The organism is Rhizobium zaerense, from assembly GCF_051810725.1.
Taxonomy (GTDB): Bacteria; Pseudomonadota; Alphaproteobacteria; order Rhizobiales; family Rhizobiaceae; genus Rhizobium; species Rhizobium leguminosarum_I.
This window is the reverse complement of the sequence record NZ_CM132690.1, coordinates 3,547,924-3,569,485: the sequence shown is the minus strand read 5'-3', so window position 1 is coordinate 3,569,485 and position 21,562 is coordinate 3,547,924. Positions and strand designations below refer to the sequence as shown.

Annotated in this window: 20 protein-coding genes and 1 pseudogene; 9 read left to right on the top strand and 12 right to left on the bottom strand. The window is 60.6% G+C overall.

Translation table 11 applies throughout. From position 1 onward, the window contains the following. Nucleotides 1–81: 81 nt before the first annotated feature. Complete coding sequence (locus tag ACS4RR_RS17430) at nt 82–291, bottom strand: DUF2842 domain-containing protein (RefSeq protein WP_012756929.1); 210 nt, start codon at nt 289–291, stop codon at nt 82–84. A 115-nt stretch (nt 292–406) separates the two neighbouring features. On the opposite strand from ACS4RR_RS17430, the gene ACS4RR_RS17425 reads away from it, so the two are divergent. After that, on the top strand, nt 407–1,510 hold the full coding sequence (locus ACS4RR_RS17425) for a COX15/CtaA family protein (protein ID WP_017963821.1): 1,104 nt from the start codon (nt 407–409) through the stop codon (nt 1,508–1,510). Between the two features lie 25 nt (nt 1,511–1,535). Here the strand turns inward: ACS4RR_RS17425 and ACS4RR_RS17420 are convergent. The 7 genes and pseudogenes from ACS4RR_RS17420 to ACS4RR_RS17390 all read right to left on the bottom strand — a co-directional run bounded on the left by ACS4RR_RS17420 (nt 1,536) and on the right by ACS4RR_RS17390 (nt 8,335). Next, a pseudogene (locus ACS4RR_RS17420) lies at nt 1,536–2,329 on the bottom strand (TSUP family transporter). A gap of 183 nt (nt 2,330–2,512) precedes the next feature. Continuing rightward, nucleotides 2,513–3,445 (bottom strand): N-acetyl-gamma-glutamyl-phosphate reductase, encoded by a 933-nt coding sequence (gene argC, locus ACS4RR_RS17415; protein WP_456189063.1) that lies wholly within the window; start codon nt 3,443–3,445, stop codon nt 2,513–2,515. 60 nt (nt 3,446–3,505) lie between these two features. Further along, the gene (gene speB, locus ACS4RR_RS17410; protein WP_018494132.1) at nt 3,506–4,468 is read right to left on the bottom strand and encodes an agmatinase; all 963 of its coding nucleotides are present in this window, start codon (nt 4,466–4,468) and stop codon (nt 3,506–3,508) included. A gap of 222 nt (nt 4,469–4,690) precedes the next feature. Then, nucleotides 4,691–5,878, bottom strand: coding sequence for a CmlA/FloR family chloramphenicol efflux MFS transporter (cml, locus tag ACS4RR_RS17405; RefSeq protein WP_456189062.1), 1,188 nt, complete (start codon nt 5,876–5,878; stop codon nt 4,691–4,693). Nucleotides 5,879–6,185: 307 nt separating this feature from the next. Then, the gene (rpsI, locus tag ACS4RR_RS17400; protein WP_017963826.1) at nt 6,186–6,653 is read right to left on the bottom strand and encodes a 30S ribosomal protein S9; all 468 of its coding nucleotides are present in this window, start codon (nt 6,651–6,653) and stop codon (nt 6,186–6,188) included. A gap of 1 nt (nt 6,654) precedes the next feature. Further along, a complete protein-coding gene (rplM, locus tag ACS4RR_RS17395; protein ID WP_003558420.1) occupies nt 6,655–7,119 on the bottom strand; it encodes a 50S ribosomal protein L13 in 465 nt (154 codons plus the stop codon). 316 nt (nt 7,120–7,435) lie between these two features. Next, nucleotides 7,436–8,335 carry a LysR family transcriptional regulator gene (locus ACS4RR_RS17390; protein WP_260110609.1) on the bottom strand — a complete coding sequence of 300 codons (900 nt, stop codon included), beginning with the start codon at nt 8,333–8,335 and terminating at the stop codon, nt 7,436–7,438. Nucleotides 8,336–8,408: 73 nt separating this feature from the next. Between ACS4RR_RS17390 and ACS4RR_RS17385 the strand changes: the two genes are divergently transcribed. Together ACS4RR_RS17385 and ACS4RR_RS17380 are read left to right on the top strand one after the other, a co-directional pair. Next, nucleotides 8,409–8,639, top strand: a complete 231-nt coding sequence (locus ACS4RR_RS17385) for a DUF1127 domain-containing protein (RefSeq protein WP_170278509.1) — start codon at nt 8,409–8,411, stop codon at nt 8,637–8,639. A 96-nt stretch (nt 8,640–8,735) separates the two neighbouring features. Further along, the gene (locus ACS4RR_RS17380; RefSeq protein WP_222384754.1) at nt 8,736–9,566 is read left to right on the top strand and encodes an enoyl-CoA hydratase; all 831 of its coding nucleotides are present in this window, start codon (nt 8,736–8,738) and stop codon (nt 9,564–9,566) included. Here the strand turns inward: ACS4RR_RS17380 and ACS4RR_RS17375 are convergent, their stop codons facing one another. Together ACS4RR_RS17375 and ACS4RR_RS17370 are read right to left on the bottom strand one after the other, a co-directional pair. After that, nucleotides 9,567–10,403 (bottom strand): EamA family transporter, encoded by an 837-nt coding sequence (locus tag ACS4RR_RS17375; RefSeq protein ID WP_222384755.1) that lies wholly within the window; start codon nt 10,401–10,403, stop codon nt 9,567–9,569. 476 nt (nt 10,404–10,879) lie between these two features. Further along, nucleotides 10,880–11,203 carry a hypothetical protein gene (locus tag ACS4RR_RS17370; RefSeq protein WP_456189061.1) on the bottom strand — a complete coding sequence of 108 codons (324 nt, stop codon included), beginning with the start codon at nt 11,201–11,203 and terminating at the stop codon, nt 10,880–10,882. A 120-nt stretch (nt 11,204–11,323) separates the two neighbouring features. Between ACS4RR_RS17370 and ACS4RR_RS17365 the strand changes: the two genes are divergently transcribed. The 4 genes from ACS4RR_RS17365 to ACS4RR_RS17350 all read left to right on the top strand — a co-directional run bounded on the left by ACS4RR_RS17365 (nt 11,324) and on the right by ACS4RR_RS17350 (nt 15,907). Continuing rightward, nucleotides 11,324–11,752 (top strand): CoA-binding protein, encoded by a 429-nt coding sequence (locus tag ACS4RR_RS17365; RefSeq protein ID WP_456189060.1) that lies wholly within the window; start codon nt 11,324–11,326, stop codon nt 11,750–11,752. Nucleotides 11,753–11,869: 117 nt separating this feature from the next. Beyond that, complete coding sequence (locus tag ACS4RR_RS17360) at nt 11,870–13,153, top strand: O-acetylhomoserine aminocarboxypropyltransferase (protein WP_222384757.1); 1,284 nt, start codon at nt 11,870–11,872, stop codon at nt 13,151–13,153. A gap of 23 nt (nt 13,154–13,176) precedes the next feature. Then, complete coding sequence (locus tag ACS4RR_RS17355) at nt 13,177–13,521, top strand: cupin domain-containing protein (protein WP_222384758.1); 345 nt, start codon at nt 13,177–13,179, stop codon at nt 13,519–13,521. A 256-nt stretch (nt 13,522–13,777) separates the two neighbouring features. Next, nucleotides 13,778–15,907, top strand: a complete 2,130-nt coding sequence (locus ACS4RR_RS17350) for a bifunctional diguanylate cyclase/phosphodiesterase (RefSeq protein WP_456189059.1) — start codon at nt 13,778–13,780, stop codon at nt 15,905–15,907. A 236-nt stretch (nt 15,908–16,143) separates the two neighbouring features. On the opposite strand, the gene ACS4RR_RS17345 is transcribed toward ACS4RR_RS17350, so the two are convergent. Together ACS4RR_RS17345 and ACS4RR_RS17340 are read right to left on the bottom strand one after the other, a co-directional pair. Beyond that, entirely contained in the window at nt 16,144–17,388 is a 1,245-nt protein-coding gene (locus ACS4RR_RS17345) for a cytochrome P450 (RefSeq protein ID WP_260058104.1), read from the bottom strand. 59 nt (nt 17,389–17,447) lie between these two features. Beyond that, nucleotides 17,448–18,701, bottom strand: a complete 1,254-nt coding sequence (locus ACS4RR_RS17340; protein ID WP_456189058.1) for a sensor domain-containing diguanylate cyclase — start codon at nt 18,699–18,701, stop codon at nt 17,448–17,450. A 465-nt stretch (nt 18,702–19,166) separates the two neighbouring features. Here ACS4RR_RS17340 and clpP point away from each other — a divergent pair, with 465 nt between their 5' ends. Beyond that, nucleotides 19,167–19,796, top strand: a complete 630-nt coding sequence (gene clpP, locus ACS4RR_RS17335; RefSeq protein ID WP_017963838.1) for an ATP-dependent Clp endopeptidase proteolytic subunit ClpP — start codon at nt 19,167–19,169, stop codon at nt 19,794–19,796. Between the two features lie 303 nt (nt 19,797–20,099). Continuing rightward, the gene (clpX, locus tag ACS4RR_RS17330; RefSeq protein WP_017963839.1) at nt 20,100–21,377 is read left to right on the top strand and encodes an ATP-dependent Clp protease ATP-binding subunit ClpX; all 1,278 of its coding nucleotides are present in this window, start codon (nt 20,100–20,102) and stop codon (nt 21,375–21,377) included. Nucleotides 21,378–21,562 lie beyond the last annotated feature (185 nt).

Genomic DNA, 21,562 nt, shown 5'->3' with positions numbered 1-21,562 from the left:
TGCAGCGGTTTTGCGACAACGACATGCGTAAAAGCAAAGACCTGAAGCGCAACAAGCAGATCTGAAAGATCGCGACGCGCTTTAGCGCAGCGGGGGGCCGGCCATCCATTTGATGATCACCATCGCCGGCAACACCCATAGCAGTCCGGTGAGCAGGAAGTAGAGGAGATGTCCCCACCACGGCGCGTTGCCGAGCGTTGCCACCGCGATCGTATTCGCCACCAGCGCATAGACGAGCACGAGCACGATGATGAGGATCGTGCCGATGAATTTGCGGAGGCGGACGGGCATCGGTTATCTCTCGGCATGGACGGGTCGAACCGGCGCGACGGCATGCCGCAAAGGTTCGGGGCTTGTTTTGCATGAGCCGGTGGGGCAAATCAACTGCCGGATAGAAGGAGACATCATGGCCGTCGCAAACCCGACCACGGAACAGGCGATCCTGAGCGAAGTGCGCAAGCAGAACCGCGACCGCCGCGCCTTGCGCCTCTGGCTCGGTTTCGTGATTTTGGCGCTGTTCTGTCTCGTGCTCGTCGGCGGTGCCACGCGGCTGACCAATTCCGGCCTGTCGATCACGGAATGGAAGCCGATCCACGGCGTCATCCCGCCGCTGTCGGCTGCCGAATGGGAGGAGGAATTCCGTCTCTACCAGCGCATTCCCGAATTTCAGCAGCTGAACAACTCCATGACCGTCGATGAGTTCAAAGGCATCTTCTGGTGGGAATGGGCGCACCGGCTGATCGCCCGCGGTATCGGCGTGATCTTCGCGCTGCCGCTCATCTATTTCTGGCTGACGGGGCGGATCGAAAAACGTCTGCGGTGGCCGCTCGTCGGCATCCTGGCGCTCGGCGGCCTGCAGGGTTTTGTCGGTTGGTGGATGGTGTCCTCGGGCCTGTCCGTCCGCACCGACGTCAGCCAGTACAGGCTGGCGACGCATCTCGTGATGGCCTGCCTGATCTTTGCCGGCTGCATGTGGATCATGCGTGGTCTCTCCAGACATTCCGACGATCCGGCGCCGGCACGAAGCTCGCGCGGATTTGCCGCCGCGATCGCCATTTTTGCGCTGTTCCAGATCTATCTCGGCGCGCTGGTGGCGGGCCTCGACGCCGGTTTTTCCTACAATACCTGGCCGCTGATGGATGGCGCCGTCATTCCCTCCGATCTGCTGATCCAGCAGCCCTTCTGGATCAATGCCTTCGAGAACCCGAAGACGGTGCAGTTCATCCACCGCATCGGCGCCTATACGCTGTTCGCACTGACGCTGATCAACATGGTAATCGCCCTTCGCGCAGCACCTTGGACCACCCATGCACGCCGCGCCGTCCTGCTTTTCGTGCTGGTGACGCTGCAGGCAGCGATCGGCATCGCGACGCTGCTGATGCAGGTGCCGCTTCACTGGGGCCTGCTGCATCAGGCCGGCGCGCTTGTGGTTTTCGGCTTCGCCGTCGCCAACTGGCGCGGCTTTTACGGCGAATATCCGCACGGGACGATGATCGCCGAACGCGACTGAGGCGAGCGGCCCTCTCGGGGCGGATCTATCGCAGCACGCCGTCGAGCAGCGGCATGCCGATGATCGCGGCGGCGGCGATCAGGATGTAGCAGGCGATGCGGAAGGTCCGCTCTTCGGCAAGCCCGAACAGTTTCGAGCCGCCGTAAAGCCCGACCGCATAACTCGGCAGGATGACGGCGGTGAGCGCAAAGACGGCAGGCACGAACAGTCCGCCGACATAATAGCTGATGGCGCTGAAAACGGACGAGATCGAGAAGTAGAGCACGACATTCGCCCTGACGCGCGGGTAAAGTCGCTTTTGCCGCCGAGCCAGTAGGCGACGACCGGCGGTCCGCCGAGCTGCGCGGTGCCGCTGAAAAGCCCCGCGATCAAGCCGATGCCGCAGGTCAGCGGCGCGGATGGCTCCCCATGATAGCGCCATCCCGATACCAGTAGCGCAAGCAGGCAGATGGCGATGATCGTGATACTCCAGCGCAAGAGCAGCGGGTCGAGCAACGCCAGTATCGCCGTGCCGGCCGGCACGCCGAGGGCGGCCCCCGCCGCCATGACGAAGACCTCGGGTCGGTTGGCGCCGCGCCAGGCGGAAGGGATCATCCCAAGCGCCGCAATGCCGTCGATGACGAGCAGGATCGGCGAGATCAGCTTCGGCCCAACGATCGCGCCACCGAGCGGAATGAAGATCAATGCGGCGCCGAAGCCCGAAAAGCCGCGGGCAAGCCCGGCGATGAAGGCAAACGCCATCAGCGCATAGATGCCATGATCGGGCAGGGCGGTGGCAAACCATGCGCCTACGCCAGCGATAAGCGCATCGAGCGTCATGACGTCAGGCTCCGTGATTCGGGATTGGTAGCGAGGAAGGGTCCGTTTTCATAACCCAATCGTCATCGGCGATCGAGCGCGAAAGCGATGCTGCGACCGCCGAGGCGAGCGGCCGCAGGAAAGATCATGATGAAGAGATCGACACAAAGCTCGAGCGGCATCCATGTCGCCGCCGATCGCGCTCTACGAGGCGAGCATCAGGTCCATGTTCTGCACAGCAGCGCCCGAGGCACCCTTGCCGAGATTGTCGAGCAGCGCCACGAGGTTCACCTGCGAAGCACCTGGCGTGCCGAAGATGAAGAGCTTCATCGTATCCTTGCCTTCGAGTTCGACGGCGTTGACCCGGGGCAGGGCCTTGCTTTCGGCCAGCGGCACGACACTGACGATATCCTGGCCGGCATAATGGGCGACGAGTGCGGTATGAATGCTTTCCATCGTCGTGCCCTCGGCGAGATCGTCGAGATGCAGCGGCACCTGCACGATCATGCCCTGGGCGAACTTGCCGACCGACGGCGAGAAGATCGGTGCGCGATCGAGCAAGCCGTGCACGGTCATCTCGGGCACGTGTTTATGGGTGAGCGGCAGGCCGTAGAGGAAATGCGGCGCGGTGATCGCATCCGGGTGATCCGGGTTTTCCATCTGCGCGATCATCTGCTTGCCGCCGCCGGTATAGCCGGAAACCGCGTTGACCGTAACCGGATAGCCGTCCGGCAGAATGCCGGCGACGCGCAGCGGCCGAATGAGGCCGATCGCTCCGGTGGGATAACAGCCGGGATTGGCGACGAAACGGGCGGCTCTGATTCTGTCGGCCTGTGCGCCGTCCATTTCGGCAAAGCCATAGGCCCAGCCGGGATTGACGCGAAAGGCGGTCGAGGTGTCGATGACGCGCACATTGTTGTTGGCCGAAACCATCTGCACGGCTTCCTTCGACGCGTCGTCGGGCAGGCAGAGGATGGCGATATCGGCGCTGTTCAGCATGTCCTCGCGCATCGCGGCGTTGCGCCGCTCTGCTTCGGGAATTGACAGAAGCTCGACATCGCGGCGGCCGGCCATACGGGTGCGGATCTGCAGACCCGTCGTGCCGTGTTCGCCGTCGATGAAGATTTTCGGTGCCATGTTAAACCTGCGCTTTCAATGGGTTCTGAAGGTTTCCGGATTCAGTTTGAGGATGATAAGTCAGCCTTGTGACACGGCGATGGCGCGTCGCTCGGCATGAAGCCCCAGCATATACATCGCCACCGTTGCCCCCGCAATGGCGGTAATATCGGCATGATCATAGGGCGGCGACACCTCGACGACATCGGCGCCGCGGATATCGAGCTGGTGCAGACGCTGCAGCACCGAGAGGATCTTGGCGCTCGACGGCCCGCCTGAAACCGGCGTGCCGGTGCCCGGCGCAAAGGCAGGATCGAGGCAATCGATATCGAAGGTGAGATAGGCCGGCGCCCCGCGCGTATGGGAGATGATCGCCGAGGCGATATCGCTGGCGCTCATCTCCTCGACCTGATGACCGTAGAGAATATTGACGCCGCAATCCTCCGGCGCGTGGGTGCGGATGCCGATCTGAATGGAGCGGTCGGGATCGATGATGCCTTCGCGGGCGGCCCGCGCCACGAAAGAGCCATGGTCGATGCGCCGTTCCTCGTCGAACCACGTGTCCTGATGCGCGTCGAACTGCACGAGCGCCAGCGGCCCATGTTTTGCTACATGGGCTTTCAGCAGCGGCCAGGTGACGTAATGATCGCCGCCGAGCGTCAGCAGGAAGGCGCCGCTGTCGAGGATGACATTTGCCTGGCGTTCGATAGCGGCTGGCGTGTCTTGATGATTGCCATAATCGAGCAGGCAGTCGCCATAGTCGATCACGGCCATTTCGGCGAAGAGGTCGCGGTTGAAGGGATATTGCGCATCATTGTCGAAGATCGCCGAGGCGCGCCGGATCGCCTGCGGCCCGAAACGTGTGCCCGGCCTGTTCGATGTCGCGGCATCGAAGGGAATGCCCCAGACGGCGACGTCGACGCCGGCGAGCTCCTTGGTGAAGCGGCGGCGCATGAAGGACAGCGCGCCGGCAAAGGTCGGGTCGCTGGCAGCGGAGGTGAGGCTGGTCGCCGTGAAGGCGTGGTCAATCGATCTGTTCGCCAAGTCATGCTCCTTTTTCGGCCGCAAAACCATAGTCGCGTTCGATGCGGACTCTGCATTGCAGGATTGCCGTTCGACGCGAGGTGTCGGGCGGCGGGTCTCTCGCGAAGGAATTGGCCGATCCTTCGCGCGCAGAAAGGGGTAGGCGAGGTGCGGACGGATTTCAAGCAATCGTTCGGACGACGGCCGCTCGTGATCGTCGAGCGACCGTCATTCGCCCGCTGCCTATCGGGCCGGCTCCCACAGGCACCACAATCCAGCCATCGTCGTCAGCGCGGTCGCTGAGATATAGCCCGCGAGCGGCCAGGCATTGTCGCCGCCGAGCAGAATCACAAAGAAGGTTCCGGCAAAGCCGACGATGATGCTCTGGACGCAGAAATAGAACGCGACCGCCGTTCCCGCCGTGTCGCCAAAGGCGGCGAGCGCGCCGTTGGCCGTGACCGCCGTTGCAAGGACGATGCCGATTGCGATGATCCACATCGGCATGACGAAGCTGACCAGGGAAGGCTGCAGAAACAACTCTCCGAAGACAAGCAGCGCGGCGCCGAGAAGCAGCACTGCCATGCCTCTGGCAAGGCTGCCTGCAATGCCCCAGCGCATCACGAAGCCTTTGGCGAAACGCGCCGTCACGATCATCACCAGCGCCACCGTAGCAAAGACGAAGCTGAAGCCGATGCCGGAGAAGCCGGCTTCGTCGATCAAGATACGAGGTGCCGTCGAGAAGAAGACGAAGAAGGCGCCCATCGCCGTGCTGAAGCCACCCGTATAGACCCAGAAGGGAAGGCTTGTAAGGATCGGGCGGACATCGATCTTCGCGGTAACGGCAGGGCGGGTTTCGTGCCACCGCATGCTGGCGTTGAAAAGCGCGGCGATGGAAAGGAGACCGATGACGAGGAAGATGGCGCGCCAGCCGAAGCGATCCGATATCAGAGCTCCAGCGATCGGACCCAATGCGGGCACGAACGAGAGAATGGAGCCGAGAAGGCTATAGATCGTGCTGCTTTCGGGACGCCCGCCGTAGACGTCACGCACAGTTGCGAAAGTTGCGACGAGGGTCGCCGACGCGCCGACTGCCTGCAGCAATCTCAAGACCACGAAGAGCGGCGCCGACGAGGAGCCAGCAAGCAGAAAGGATGCAGCGGCAAAGAGTGCAGCACCTCCAAGCAGGACAGGCCGTCGTCCGATAATATCGGAAATTGGGCCGAAGACGATCTGGCCGACACCGAGCACGATCATGTAGAGGCTGAGGGTCAGTTGGATGATGGCCGGCGAAGTGCCGAGTGCCTCCGGCATCATCGGCACGATCGGCAAATAGATATCCATGGCGAGCGAGGCCAGGATGTCGAACGGTGCCATCAGCAGCAAGGCTGTCGGCAGGGAATAAGTCCAGTGCTGGATTTTGGGATAAGACATGGGAAAGAACCCGCTCAAATGATTTCATTCGGCGGCGATCTGTCTCTTCATCGGTATCGGGATTCACCGGACAGACGCCGCAACAACAGGACAAAGTTGTTGCGGCCTATTTGTCTGCGGACTTGGTTGTTCCCATCATGCGCCCCTGACTGCGGCTCCGCTCATTCCCGAAGCGCTTTGCCAAGTTTCTACCAGCAGAACTGGTATGCGACAATGGCATGCCAACACGCTTCCGATTGATTTAAGCAGCGCAAAACAAAAAGGCCGGGTTGCCCCGGCCTTCGTAAATTCCGTCTGTCCGAAGCGATTAACGCTTGGAGAACTGGAACGAGCGGCGGGCCTTTGCCTTGCCGTACTTCTTGCGTTCGACGACGCGGCTGTCGCGGGTCAGGAAGCCGCCCTTCTTCAGCACCGCGCGCAGGCCCGGTTCGAAGTAGGTGAGCGCCTTGGACACGCCATGGCGAACGGCACCGGCCTGGCCGGAGAGGCCGCCGCCGGCAACGGTTGCGACGATGTCGAACTGGCCGTCACGGGCAGCCGCAACGATCGGCTGGCGCAGGATCATCTGCAGCACCGGACGTGCGAAATATTCCGCGAATTCCTTGCCGTTGACGGTGATCTTGCCGGAGCCCGGCTTGACCCAGACGCGGGCGACGGCGTTCTTGCGCTTGCCGGTCGCGTAGGAGCGGCCGAGCGAATCGACCTTGCGGACGTGGGCCGGAGCAGCAGCTTCGGAAGCCGTGCCGAGATCCTTCAGGGAGGAGAGGTCAGCCATATCAGGCGCTCCTTACGTTCTTTTTGTTGAGCGCGGCAACGTCGAGGGCGACCGGCTGCTGGGCTTCATGGGGATGGTTGGAGCCGGCGTAAACGCGCAGGTTCTTCATCTGGCGACGGCCGAGCGGGCCACGCGGAACCATACGTTCGACGGCCTTTTCGAGGACGCGCTCCGGGAAGCGGCCTTCGATGATCTGGCGTGCGCTGCGTTCCTTGATGCCGCCGGCATAACCGGTGTGCCAGTAGTAGACCTTGTCGGAATACTTCTTGCCGGTGAAAACGACCTTTTCGGCATTGATGACGATGACGTTGTCGCCGTCGTCAACGTGAGGCGTGAAGGTTGCCTTGTGCTTGCCGCGCAGGCGCATAGCTATGATGGAAGCGAGACGGCCAACGACCAGCCCTTCGGCGTCGATGATCACCCACTTCTTCTCCACCTCTGCAGGCTTCTGGGAGAAGGTTGCCATAGTGAATACTCTCTTTTGGGACCCTTGGCCCGAAGGCTTGAAGGGCGTTTCTTGTTGCTTGGATTAGCAGGCTTGAGGCATGCCAAAAAGAAAGCAGCCCGGATAGGCTGCGTTCTGGCGCGGTGTATAAAGGGAATGTGATATTCGGTCAATATCGACTTTTCTGAGAGATCGGAAAAAAGAATAAGTGAAAACAACTAGTTATGTATATGGTATTATAATACCTCACATTTGTCGGCCGCAGATGTGCCGTGTTTGGCCTTTTCCGCGTCGCTTTCACCGGGTTTGAACCAACGCTCCACGGCCGAAAGCCGTTTTAATCCTCGAACTCGCGCAGGCATTTGATCATTTCGCGAAGACCGCGGGTCAGATGTTTGTCTCGCCGTAGAACCATGCCGAGGCGGCGCGTGAGCTGCGGGTTCAGCGATGAAGTCGTGACGAGGCCGGCGCGGTCGCGCTTCAGCGCCAGCCCCGGCAGGATCGACCAGCCGAGCCCCACGGCCACCAGCTCCTTGATCGCCTCGATGCTGCCGAACTCCATCGCAGGTCGGATCCTGGTATCCGGTGCAGCCAGCCACGTGTCGATTGCCCGCCTGGTATTGCCTCCCTCATAAAGCAGCAGTGTCCTGTCGCGCATGAACGCGGCGTCCGGTCCGCCGTCGGGCATGAGACTGCCCGCGGGGGCAACGGCCAGCAATTCCTCCTCGTAGAACGGTTCGATCTCGAAGTTCCGTCCCGATGCCGGCAGGGCGACGACGGCGATATCGAGGCTGTTGGCCTCCAGATCGCGCAGAATGTCGTCGGCATCGCCGATGCGCACGGTGATTTCGAGGCCGGGCATGGATTTTCTGGCGACGGCGATGGTGCGAGGAAGCAGATGGATCGACGCCGTGCCGCCGCTACCGATGCGCACGCGGCCGCTGGCTCCATCTCTGTACGGCATCATCGCTTCTTCCGCGGCGGCCGATTCCTGGAGCAGCCGCCTTGCGTGCACGAGCAGGTCGAGGCCTGCCGCGGTCGGCTGCGCCCGCCGCCCGACACGCTCGATCAGCCGGACGCCGAGCCGCTGTTCGAGCCCCTTGACCTGCAGGCTGACGGCCGGTTGCGTCAGGCCTTCCTTGTCGGCCGCAGCCGTAAAGCTTCCGAGATCGGCGACGTTGACGAAGGCGGCAAGCTGATCGAGGTGGAGAGGCATACAAAAGAAATCCTTATGCATATCATAATATCCATAAGCTTCTTTCGCGGCATCTTCCAGCGCATCTTTCATCCGTTGAAGAAAGGAAGAAGAGATGGCCCTGGAATTGAGCGGGATCCTTGACACACCTCGCGATATCGCTCGGTCGAGACTTCGCGGCATGGCGCGCTGGAGCCTGCGGCTGCTGATGACGATCGAACATCACCTCGAAAAGCGCCGCAGCCGCCGCACGCTTTCGGAACTCACTGACGACGAGCTTTCTGATGTCGGTCTGACCCGTGCGCAGGCGCGGGCCGAGACATCGAAGTCGTGGTTCTGGTCCTGACGTCCCGCAGCTACGCGGGGAGTGCGGATCCTGCTCGAAATTGCCGGCGCCTTGTGGCAAAACGTCTGACTGGAATCGAGCGCAGGGAGCAGCATCATGGCCGAAATCGTATCCTTCCCGGACGCAGCCAGAGCGGAGGGGGGCGGACTGCTGACCCGCTCTCTGCGCGACGGCGTGCTGCGGCTCGTGCTCGATAACCCGCCGGCCAATGTGCTTTCGATCGCGCTTCTCGAAGCCCTGATGGAAGAGCTCGATGCGGCCGGAGCGGAGCCGGATGTGCGTGTCGTCGTCATCGCCTCGACCGGCAACGTCTTTTCCGCGGGACATGATCTGAAAGAGCTGACGGCCCATCGCGCCGATGAAGATCAGGGTGCCGGTTTCTTCGAAAAGACCTTCCGGCTCTGCGCCGATCTGATGCTGAAGATCGCCCATCTGCCGAAGCCCGTCATTGCCGAGATCGATGGGCTGGCGACGGCTGCAGGCTGCCAGCTCGTTGCCTCCTGCGATCTGGCGATCTGCACGGATAGTTCGACATTCTGCACGCCGGGCGTCAACATCGGCCTCTTCTGTTCGACGCCGATGGTGGCCGTTTCGCGTGCAGCGCACCGAAAGCAGGCAATGGAGATGCTGCTGACCGGCGAGACGATCGACGCCTCGACCGCCAAGGATTTCGGCCTCGTCAACCGTATCGTGCCGAAGCAGTATCTGGCGCAGGTGGTTTCCAAATATGCGGCTGTGATCGCCAGCAAATCGCCGCTGACGCTGAAGATCGGCAAGGAAACCTTCTACCGGCAGCTCGAACTGCCGGTGGAAGCGGCATATGATTATACCGCCAGGGTGATGGTCGAGAACATGCTGACGCAGGATGCGCAGGAAGGGATCAGCGCCTTCCTCGGCAAGCGTAAACCTGAATGGAACTGCGAGTAATCACGCCAGTTTCAGAACCAGCCCGCCGATCGCGATGACGACGCCGGCGACGTAGCGCCAGATGCTGGCTTTTTCCTTGAAGACGGTGATCGAGATCACCAACGCAAAGAGGATCGCGGTTTCGCGCAGGGCTGCAACGGTCGCGACCGGGGCTTTCGTCATTGCCCAGAGTGCCAGCCCGTAGGAAGCGATCGAGCCGGCGCCGCCGATAAGACCGCGCCACCAGTTGCGGCGAACGTGACGCACGACTGCGAAAGCGCCGCGCTGCGACACCGCCCAGGAAAACAGCAGTACCGGCGGCAGCAGCGACATCCACAAGGTGTAGGAAACCGCATTGCCGGAGATGCGCGCGCCGACGCCGTCGACATAGGTGTAGCTGGCGATGACGCAGGCATTGGCAAGCGAGAGGACGACTGCGCTGCGGCTGCCGCGTCGCGCCTCCAAGGCGAGCATCAGCACGCCGGCGCAGATTGTCATTGTGCCGGCAAGAGCGCCGCCGGAAAGATTTTCCTTGAGGATGAAACCGCTTGTCGCGGCGATCAGGAGAGGAGCACAGCCACGCATCAGCGGATAGACGAGGCCGATGTCGCCTGCCCGATAGGCGGCGGCGACCAGCTGGAAATAAGCGAATTGCAGGATGGCCGAGGCGCCAATGAACGGCCATGCGGAGGCGTGTGGCAGCGGCAGGAACGCCAGGAACGGCAGTGCCGAAACGGCGCCGCCGGCAGAGATCAGCGCCGCATCCAGGGATTTATCGCTCCCTGCCTTGACGATGGCGTTCCATGTCGCGTGCAGCAGTGCGCCGAAGAGAACGAGCAGGATAACGTCGAGAGGCAAGGGAGTAAGTCCGGAGAAGATGAGAGGAAGCGGAATACGCCTCGCCTTCGGCGTCTGAAATTTCTGAAAAGACAACTGGGATTTGCACGAAAACGTGCGGCTGCGGTCGCTTATGCGTTCATATGTCGAATAGCATCCTTTCAGGATGTGAACAATGGTGGGGCATTGCGGCAATTTTTGCGTGCGCGCGATATACGTTCAATCCACGCGATGCTTTCAACTATGAGATGTTTCTAATGGACGAGGGAACAAACGGCGGAATTATCGCGAACAAAAGGAGAAAATATCTACGAGAATTCGGGAGGCGATTATTCTATGCTACTGAAATATAGATATTATTCTATAGCTTTGACATAGGGGAAAATTAAAGCCTTTGGTTGTGCAATCTTCAAGAAATCGCAGCGCGGAATTGAGCTCAGGCCTTTCGCAAACGCGAAAGACGTACAGTTTAGGCGGCTGTCACGACGGCGAAAAAATCAAAGCTGATGATGCGGAACGAAGAGCATCCCGTCAAGGTTGTCTATGCTCTGGCAGTTCAATACCTGGCAGCGGGGATTGTCTTTCGAAGGGATATGCGTCCATTCGGCATAATCGGTCGCGTCGCAATAATTGCTGTTGCGGACATAGCGATCATAGAGCGGCAAGCCATGCGGAGACTGGTAGCGGAAGATGACGGCGCCTTGATTGTGGATGGCAGCGCGCACGCTGGCACAGATCATGGCGAGCGGATTGTAACGCGAGATCGCCAGCGCCGGCGATGCGGCGAGCACGAGCATGAGGGCAAGAGCGATTCTTTTCATCGAATCATCCTCAGAGAGCAGCCAATTCATATATACGAAAGAGACACACCGCCGGTTTCATGAAAACGCAAAAAAACATGTCGGCTGTGCCGAAGGGCTTTCGGGAATGGAGAAGCGGACATGAATCACGACGCCTACACGGATGAATACCTCGCCGGAATTCTGCATTCGGCAAAAACCATCGCGCTGACCGGCGCTTCGCCCAATCCGGCCCGGCCGAGCAACGGCGTCATGGGCTATCTGCTGTCGCTTGGCTACGAGGTCATTCCTGTCAATCCAGGGCAGGCGGGCAAACAGATCCAAGGCCGTACCGTCTATGCCCGACTCGCCGACATTCCCGTGCCGATCGACATGGTCGACGTATTTCGCGCCTCCGAATATCTGGATGGTGTCGTCGAGGAGGCGCTGGTGCTGAAGCCGCTGCCGAAGATCATCTGGGCCCAGCTTGGCGTCCGCGACGATGCGGCTGCGGCAAAGGCGGAGGCTGCCGGCATCCAGGTCGTGATGAACCGCTGCCCTGCGATCGAGTATCCTCGTCTTATTGCCTGAGTTGCGGTCTGCTGAGATGGATTTTCCACCGAAGGCCCATGGGTTGAAACGGATCGCGGTTAACTTTCGTAAGCGACAGGCTATGATCCCGCCCGTCAGCAACAACGGGAGGACGACATGGCCAAGAATGATCCGGGATTCAATACGTTGGCGATTCATGCCGGCGCACAGCCCGACCCGACGACCGGGGCGCGGGTAACGCCGATCTACCAGACGACCGCTTTCGTCTTCAATGATTCCGATCATGCCGCCGCCCTCTTCGGGCTGCAGGCCTTCGGCAACATCTACACCCGCATCATGAACCCGACGCAAGCCGTGCTTGAGGAGCGCGTCGCAGCGCTCGAGGGTGGCACGGCAGCCCTTGCCGTTGCTTCCGGCCACGCGGCGCAGGTGATCGTCTTCCACAACATCATGCGCCCCGGCGAGAATTTCATCGCTGCCCGCCAGCTCTATGGCGGCTCGGTCAATCAGTTCGGCCATGCCTTCGAGAATTTTGGCTGGCAGGTGCGTTGGGCCGATGCCGCCGATCCGACAAGCTTCGAAAGCCAGATCGACGACAAGACACGCGGCATCTTCATCGAAAGCCTGGCCAATCCCGGCGGCACCTTCGTTGATATCGCGGCGATTGCCGACGTCGCACATCGCCACGGCCTGCCGCTGATCGTCGACAATACGATGGCGACACCCTATCTCATCCGCCCGATCGAGCACGGTGCCGACATCGTCGTGCATTCACTGACCAAGTTTCTCGGCGGCCACGGCAATTCCATGGGCGGCCTCATCGTCGACGGCGGCACCTTCGACTGGTCGAAATCCGGCAATTACCCGATGCTGTCGAGCCCGCGGCCGGAATATAACGGCATGGTGCTACACGCGACCTTCGGCAATTTCGCCTTCGCGATCGCTGCACGCGTGCTTGGCCTGCGCGACCTCGGGCCGGCGATCTCGCCCTTCAATGCCTTCCTGATCCTGACCGGCATCGAGACGCTGCCGCTCAGAATGCAGCGCCACAGCGACAATGCGATCGCCGTCGCCAAATGGCTGAAGGCGCACAGCAAGATCGCCTGGGTGAATTATGCCGGCCTCGACGACGACCCGAACCACGCCCTGCAGCAGCGCTACTCGCCGAAGGGCGCCGGCTCCGTCTTCACCTTCGGCGTCAAGGGCGGCTATGAGGCGGGCAAGACACTGGTCGAGGGGCTGGAGCTCTTCTCCCATCTTGCCAATATCGGCGATACCCGTTCGCTCGTCATTCATCCGGCCTCGACGACGCACCGGCAGTTAACCGACGAGCAGAGGATCGCTGCCGGCGCCGGGCCAGACGTCGTGCGCCTCTCCGTCGGCATCGAGGACGTCAAGGACATCATAGCCGATCTCGAACAGGCATTGTCCAAGATCTGAGTTCAGAGGGATCTACGGCGACCATGACAAATTTCATCACCTTCGATATCGACGGCGTCGAACCCGATTTCGGCGCCCCGGAGCCCGGCCGGATCATTTCCGGCGATCCGCATTTCCGCACATGGAATCTGGAGGAAGCCGAAGGCGGCCTCTATTCCGGCGTTTGGGAGGCGACGCCGGGCAAGTGGCGGATCACCTACGAGGAATGGGAATATTTCAGTCTGCTGTCCGGCCATTCGATCGTGACGGAGGATGGCGGTGAACCGGTTCATCTGAAGACGGGCGAGCGGATGATCCTCAAGCCCGGCTTCAAGGGAACGTGGGAAGTCGTTGAAACGACTCGCAAGGATTATGTGATCAAGGTTTGAGCGGGGGGCGAACGAAGCCGAGCCTGTCCCGTTTTCGGCTTCGCCTTTGTCGTCACTTTCACGGCGGTGCTCCGCAACGGCAAGCGGGCAACGACGGTGTTCGTGACGCGTTGTCCCGGATTGAAATGCTTTTAACCAATCCCATTAATCGCGCCTACATCGACAAATGCTAAACCTTATCTGCAGCGCATTGCGGACATGATGTCTCCTGCCGTCCCACAGACATGGCCTTGCAATTAATCTTTCCGGAATTTGCATGTCGTCAGATCTTGCAGGTAGGTACGTTCGCACCCAGACGTCTTCCATCATCGCAACAACGGTCTTCTTCCTTGTCGTCGCCCTCGTACTGACCGGCCTGGTGGCACATGTCGTCGTTACGATGACCCGGTCTGCGAACGAAATCGATGATGCCAGGGCCAGTCGCGCCGCCCGCGCGGCAATCGGTGCGTTTGTCAGTCGCCTGAGCGCGACAACGACGGATAATGCCGTATGGGATGATGCCTATAGCGCTGTCTCATCTTCGGCTGCCGCGGATTGGGCCTATGAGAATTGGGGGAAAACCAGCGAGGATTACGCGCTCTATGATGGCGCGATCGTGATTGGCCCTGATCGGTCTTCGATCGTCTCGGCCTATGCCAAAGGCAAGCCCTTCCAGCCGAGCGCGTTTTTCGGGCAAGGTTTTTATCAGCAGATCAATGTGGCTGCCGATCCGGAGCGGGCGCCAGTGATCAATTTCATCAAGACCGAAAACGGTATCGCTCTGATCGCATCGCAGGCAATCCAGCCTTTCCAAGCGACCGCGGAGCTTCCGAAGCTTAGCACGCTGAGTTTCTACAAGGAATTTACATCGGAAGTTATCGACACGCTTTCGAATGAACATGAACTTGAAGGCTTGCGACTTGAGACGACGCCGAAGCCTGAGTTCTTGAACACGCCGATCACCGACATGAAGGGGGCCGTCATCGGCTATCTCGTCTGGCCCAGCAAAGCGCCGGGAAGCGCCGTGTTTCATCAGGTGTACCCCTATGTTGCAGCCGCTATCGTCATCCTCGCGCTGTTCCTGATCGGCGTTCTGCTGGTTGGCGCCTCCGAGGCGCGGCGCCTGCGCCAATTGGCGCAAACAGCGATTTTCGAAGCCGACCACGATAGCCTGAGCGGTCTGTTGAACAGACACGGGCTTCTCAACCTGTTGGAAGGGCTGGAAAATTCGGCCTCTTCGCCACATCGGCTCTATCTGGTCGACCTTGATGGCTTCAAGGCCGTCAACGATGCCTGGGGCCATGCGGTGGGGGACGATTTGATCCGGCTGGTCTCGAAGGCGCTAGCCGCCTGCCACCCCGAGATCATTGCCACGGCGCGGCTCGGGGGCGATGAATTTGCGCTGGTGCACGTCGGTTCTGCCACGCGCGGAGAGATGGAAAAGACCATTCTGGCGCTGTTTGCCGAGCCCTTCAAAATCGACGGACGAACGATCGAGGTTGGCGCAAGCATCGGCGCTGCTGCCCGCAGCGGCGACGTCCCGCCCTTGGAGCTGCTCCGCAGAGCGGACATGGCCCTCTATCGTGCCAAGGCAAATGGTCGGGGCCAGGCGATCGAATACGACCCCGAACTGGACCGGGAACGCCAACGGGTCGCCGAACTGGAAGGCCTGTTGAAGAGCGCCATCAGCAGTGGCGCAATCGAAGCCGTTTTCCAACCTCTCGTCTCTGCTTCGACCGGCGCTGTGACCGGTCTTGAAGCACTGGCGCGCTGGCGAACTGCAACCGGAAATATCAGCCCGGAGATTTTCATCCCTCTTGCCGAGAGGTGCGGCCTCATCGATGCGCTCGGCGTTCATATGCTGAGAACATCGATCGAGCACGCCAAGAGCTGGCCCGATCTGGCATTGTCGGTGAACGTTTCGCCAATCCAGCTCTGCAATCCGGAATTTGCCGCTGAAGTGATCTCGGTCCTGCAGGAGCTCGATTTTAATCCCAACCGCCTGACATTGGAAATCACCGAAGGCGTTCTGATGACAAATCCGGATCAGGCCCGGCGGTCGATAGACCAGCTCAAGCATGTCGGCATCAAGTTCGCGCTTGATGACTTTGGCTGCGGCTACGCAAGCATTGGCGCATTGCGGCAGTTCGGGTTCGATCGCATGAAGATCGACCGCTCGCTCGTGTCTGCTCTCGACGAAGACTCAAATGGCGCCGATGTTCTGCGGGCAACCATCTCGCTCGCGACCGCGCTGCGGGTTCCCGTGACCGCGGAAGGGATCGAGACTGCTCGCCAGGCGGCGATCTTGCGCGATGCCGGCTGCGATCAGCTTCAAGGATATCTGATGGGAAAGCCTATGTCGGCATATGACATATCCAGCAGGCTGTTAGAAGAGTCAGCCGCATGATGCCGCCAAGGTCGTGGCATAGACTCGGTGTTGATGGCTCGTTACCGGCGTTCCAGCAGAGCGGTGACCGCTGAACGTGACTCCCTTTCACTCGCTGCCGGACGTCTTCACCGTTAACCGGTAACATTTGTCCTGCTGCCAGTCGCTGAAGGTCAAGCGCACGGAAGACTATACCGGCCGTTACGGCTGATCCGCAATCCCGGGATCGCTTCAGCGATGCCCGAAGGAGGAATCGATCACCATTGCAGATCCAGCCGGTCTAGCCCGTGGAAATGGTAGACGTCCTTGACCACGGGTGTCTTTGCCAGCTTGAGTCCGGCCAGCCGTTCGAACAGGATCGGCAGCACGACGTTGAGCTCCAGCCGTGCCAACGGCGCGCCGATGCAGAAATGGATGCCGGCGCCGAAGGAGAGGTTCGCCGCTTCGTTACGACCAGGCAGGAAGGTCAGCGGATCGGTGAATTTCGTCGGGTCGAGATTGGCGGCGGCGAGGATGAGGCTCACCTTGTCGCCGCGCTTGAAGGAGACCCCGTCGATTTCGGCTGGCTCCAGCGCCCAGCGCTGGAAGATGTGGACCGGCGCGCAGATGCGCAAGGTTTCCTCTACGGTGCGCTCCGTCGTCGCCTCGTCACGGAAGAGTTCCGCCGGATCGCAGCCGCTGTCGAGGATGGTGCGTACGGAATTGCCGATCTGGTGCACGGTCGCCTCATGCCCGGCATTGAGCAGCACGATCGTTGTCGAGACGAGCTCCTCTTCGGTCAGATACTGACCCTTGTGCTCGGTATGGATCATGTGGGTCAGCAGGTCGTCGCGCGGTTCGGTGCGGCGTTCTGTGATGACCGTTTTGACGTAGTCGGAAAATTCCTTCGCCGCCCGTTCGGCCTCGTCCTCCTGCTCGCGCGTACGGCCGAACATGTACATGCGGACATAGGCGTGCGACCAGGCGAGAAGTTGCGGTCCCATCTCTTCGGGAATACCGATCATCCGGGCAATCATCGTCACCGGGATGATGTCGGCAAAGGCCGAGAGCAGCTCGACCTCACGCTTCTCCGCGAAACCGTCGATCAGCCGATTGGCGAGTTCGGCAAGCTCCGGTTTCATCTTCTCGACATGGCGGGAAACGAAGGCGCGGTTGACGAGCGTACGCAGCCGCGTGTGCTCCGGCGGTTCGAGTTCGAGCAGGGAATAACGTTCCGAGAGATCGAAACTGGCAAGATGCGGCATCGGCTCGGCAAGGCAGAGCTCCTCGCGGCTGGCGATATGCAGGATCTGCCGGCCAAAGCGGCGGTCGCGCAGCAGACCGTTCACATGGTCGTAACCCGTGAAGAACCACTGCTTCTGCTCAAGCCAGTAGAAGGTCGGGCAATGGGCGTGAAGGGCCGCATAGACGGCATTCGGGTTACTGTAGAAGGCCGGGTTGCGGCCGTCCAGAGAGACATGACGGTTGGCGCGGTCGATCGAGAGAAAGGATGGGATCATCATGCCCCGAGGCTTAGCGGATTTGGTAAGCCTCGAAAAGATGTGGGGAGAGGGATCCCGGACTACCCGGCCCGCGACAGTGTGCCCATGCGTCGCAGCGCCTCGACCTGGTCGTCGACCGTCGGTACGAGTTCGCCGGCGGTGCTTGGCGGCGCAGCCGGGGCAGGGGCCGCGGCCTCCGCTTCGCCGAAGGTGACCGTGCAGTTGCGGCCGGCGGCCTTCGCCGCATAGAGCGCCCGGTCGGCAGCCGAGATCAGCTTGTCGATATTGGCTTCGATCGAGGAGGCGAGCGCGATGCCGATGCTGACCGTGACCGGAACGATAGCTTCGCCGGTGCTGACGGGAAGACTGCAGAATTCGGTGCGGATCGCTTCGGCGATCGCCTCGGCTTCCGTCTGGTCCGTGACCGCGGCGAAGGCGGCGAATTCCTCGCCGCCCATGCGGCCGAAGATGTTGTTTGGAATATACTGGCGGGCCATCCGCGCGAATGCGGTCAGCACCGCGTCGCCGGACTGGTGGCCGAAACGGTCGTTGACCCGCTTGAAATGGTCGAGATCGAAAAGCATGACCGCGACCTGGCGCCGGTCGTCATGGGCCTTTTCCTGGGTGGCGTCGAAATAGCCGAGCAGGCCGCGGCGGTTGAGCACGCCGGTCAGCGAATCGGTCAGGGTGAGCGCACGCAGGTGCCGTTCGGAACGCTCCATGATCAGCCGGCAGGTGAACGCGAACGCGATGGTGAGCAGGAAGGCGCTGGCCATGGCGGAAACGCCGCCGAGATCGGTCGCTTCGATATCGCTTGGCATCGTCAGCGCCATCATCAGCGCCGAGCCGAAGCACAGGCAGCCCTGGAGGACGAACACGCCCATCAGCTTACGGCGGGTACGCTCGCGGCGCATGTCGCCGGCGGCGACCGCCATTGCAAGTGCCGTCGCACCCGTCGCCGAAGCAAGGTTATAGAGCACCACCCGGTTTGAATAATCGCTGTTGACCCAGGGCAGGAAGACCCCGGCGAGCCAGATTGCCGGCGGCAGCAGCGCCCACCATTCGATCCGCTTGCGGTCGAGCGCCAGAAAACCCGCCACCCAGGCGCTCTGGCCGAGCAAGGCGATGGCGTTGCCCGCCTCTACGGAAAGCACGCTGGGGATTTCGCCGCGCAGCGCGACCATCGCAAAGCCAATGCCGGTCAGGAGGAAGCCCAAGCCCCAATAGAGATAGGCCTCGTTCCTGACGTTGTGGCGCCAGGCGACGAACAGCACCAAAGCGAGCGTCATGGCCTCTGAACACCAGATGGCGAGACCTGTAGCAATATTGAACACGGCAGCAACCCCTTGTCTGTCCGCTCTTTTCTGTTGGCTTGCATCCTTGCCGAGGAAGCTCGCCACTTCCTTAATGTCGCTGCGCTGCGGCATTGTTTTGGGCCGATATCTGCCGGTAGGCTTTCCGTTGGGTAAACGTGCATGAGTATTATCGAATAGAGTAAGCCTTCCTTCATCCTGCCATGGAGAAAAGATGGGGGAGATCAGGCCGAGGGCTCGCCGTTAACAGGCGTTTGGGGGAAAGAGGCTACCAGGAGCCGAAACTTAATGCATGTCGGTCGGAAGTGTGCAGCGGTTCCGGGATAGCGACATGCATGAAGAAGGCGCTAAAGCCGCTTGGCCCCGCCTTCTTAACGTTATCCTCATGCGTGTCTTGAAGAGGAGGGCCGGGACACTCTATGTAGGGGTAAGATATTTTTCTTTGATTCCCGGCGCCGGCCGGCGAGACGCTGACAAAGGACGCACATGAGAAACCCAGTCGATACCGCAATGGCCCTCGTGCCGATGGTCGTGGAACAGACCAACCGCGGTGAACGCTCCTACGACATCTATTCCCGTCTGTTGAAGGAACGCATCATCTTCCTGACGGGTGCCGTCGAAGACCATATGGCAACGCTCGTCTGCGCCCAGCTGCTCTTCCTCGAGGCCGAAAACCCGAAGAAGGAAATCGCCCTCTACATCAATTCGCCCGGTGGCGTCGTCACCGCCGGCATGGCGATCTACGATACGATGCAGTTCATCAAGCCCGCGGTTTCGACGCTCTGCATCGGCCAGGCCGCATCCATGGGCTCGCTGCTGCTGGCGGCCGGCCACCAGGACATGCGCTTTGCGACGCCGAATTCCCGCATCATGGTGCACCAGCCCTCGGGCGGCTTCCAGGGGCAGGCCTCGGACATCGAGCGGCACGCCCGCGACATCCTCAAAATGAAGCGCCGCCTGAACGAGGTCTACGTCAAGCACACCGGCCGGACCTACGAGGAAGTTGAAAAGACGCTCGATCGTGACCATTTCATGGATGCGGACGAAGCGCAGAGCTGGGGCGTGATCGACAAGGTTCTGACGTCGCGCCTCGAAATGGAAGGCGAACAGGCCTAGTAATTAATAGGGATGGTGTTTTCCTCGCCACAGTTCTATCCCATTTGTGATTGAACAAGGGCTTTCATCCGGCGACGAAGACGCTAATAGTAACTATTAATGCTATGTTGAATTTTTATGACATAGCATTCGGTATTCGAAGGGGAATTCGTTGCCGCCGGAACCCGGACATGATTGGTTGGGGCCGGTTCGTACCCCCTGAAGCCCTTCTCGGCAAAGGCTCCGGAAACGGAGTGCCGCCAGGAGCTGATAGAGTGGACCGCGATTTCGCCTTGAAATGCGGCGTGCTGGAAGGAAAATGATATGAGCAAGGTCAGCGGCAGCAACGGCGGCGACTCCAAGAACACTCTCTATTGTTCGTTCTGCGGAAAGAGCCAGCACGAAGTCCGGAAACTGATTGCCGGACCGACCGTCTTCATCTGCGATGAATGCGTCGAATTGTGCATGGACATCATCCGCGAGGAGAACAAATCCTCGATGGTCAAGTCCCGCGACGGCGTTCCGACGCCCCAGGACATCATCAAGGTCCTCGACGAATACGTCATCGGCCAGCGGCAGGCGAAGAAGATCTTGTCGGTTGCCGTTCACAACCACTACAAGCGCCTGGCGCACGCCTCCAAGAACGGCGAAGTCGAATTGGCGAAGTCGAACATCATGCTCGTCGGTCCGACCGGCTGCGGCAAGACCTATCTTGCCCAGACGCTCGCCCGTATTATCGACGTTCCCTTCACGATGGCCGATGCGACGACGCTGACCGAGGCCGGTTATGTTGGCGAGGATGTCGAAAACATCATCCTGAAGCTCCTTCAGTCGGCCGACTACAATGTCGAGCGTGCGCAGCGCGGCATCGTCTACATCGACGAAGTCGACAAGATTTCGCGCAAGTCTGACAACCCGTCGATCACCCGCGACGTCTCGGGCGAGGGCGTGCAGCAGGCGCTGCTGAAGATAATGGAAGGCACGGTTGCTTCCGTTCCGCCGCAGGGCGGCCGCAAGCACCCGCAGCAGGAATTCCTGCAGGTCGACACAACAAACATTCTGTTCATCTGTGGCGGCGCCTTCGCTGGCCTCGACAAGATCATTTCGGCTCGCGGCGAGAAGACCTCGATCGGCTTTGGCGCCACCGTCAAGTCCCAGGACGACCGTCGCGTCGGCGAGGTCCTGCGCGAACTGGAGCCGGAAGATCTGGTCAAGTTCGGCCTCATCCCGGAATTCATCGGCCGTCTGCCGGTTCTGGCGACGCTCGAGGACCTCGACGAGGACGCACTGATCCAGATCCTGTCCGAGCCGAAGAACGCGCTGATCAAGCAGTATCAGCGGCTGTTCGAGATGGAGGATGTGGAACTGAACTTCCATGAGGACGCTCTGCGTGAAATCGCCCGTAAGGCGATCGTGCGCAAGACCGGCGCCCGCGGCCTTCGCTCGATCATGGAGAAGATCCTGCTCGACACGATGTTCGAACTGCCGACGCTGGAAGGCGTGCGCGAGGTCGTCATATCAGAGGAAGTGGTGCGCGGTTCGGCCCGTCCGCTTTACATCTATGCCGATCGCCAGGAAGAAAAGGCAAACGCTTCGGCGTGAGCTTGATGGCTTTCGTGTGATTATTTTGGGGGCTTGCCATAGGCCGGCCCCTTTCTATTTGAAAAACCATGCGAGGCGCTGTTAGTATTTGCCGGTGGGAACCGAAGTTGCTTTTGCCGATGTTGCGCAAGGTTCGTGCCTGGCAATGATGCAATGATCCGTAAGTCTCTTGCTGGCGTTTGCAT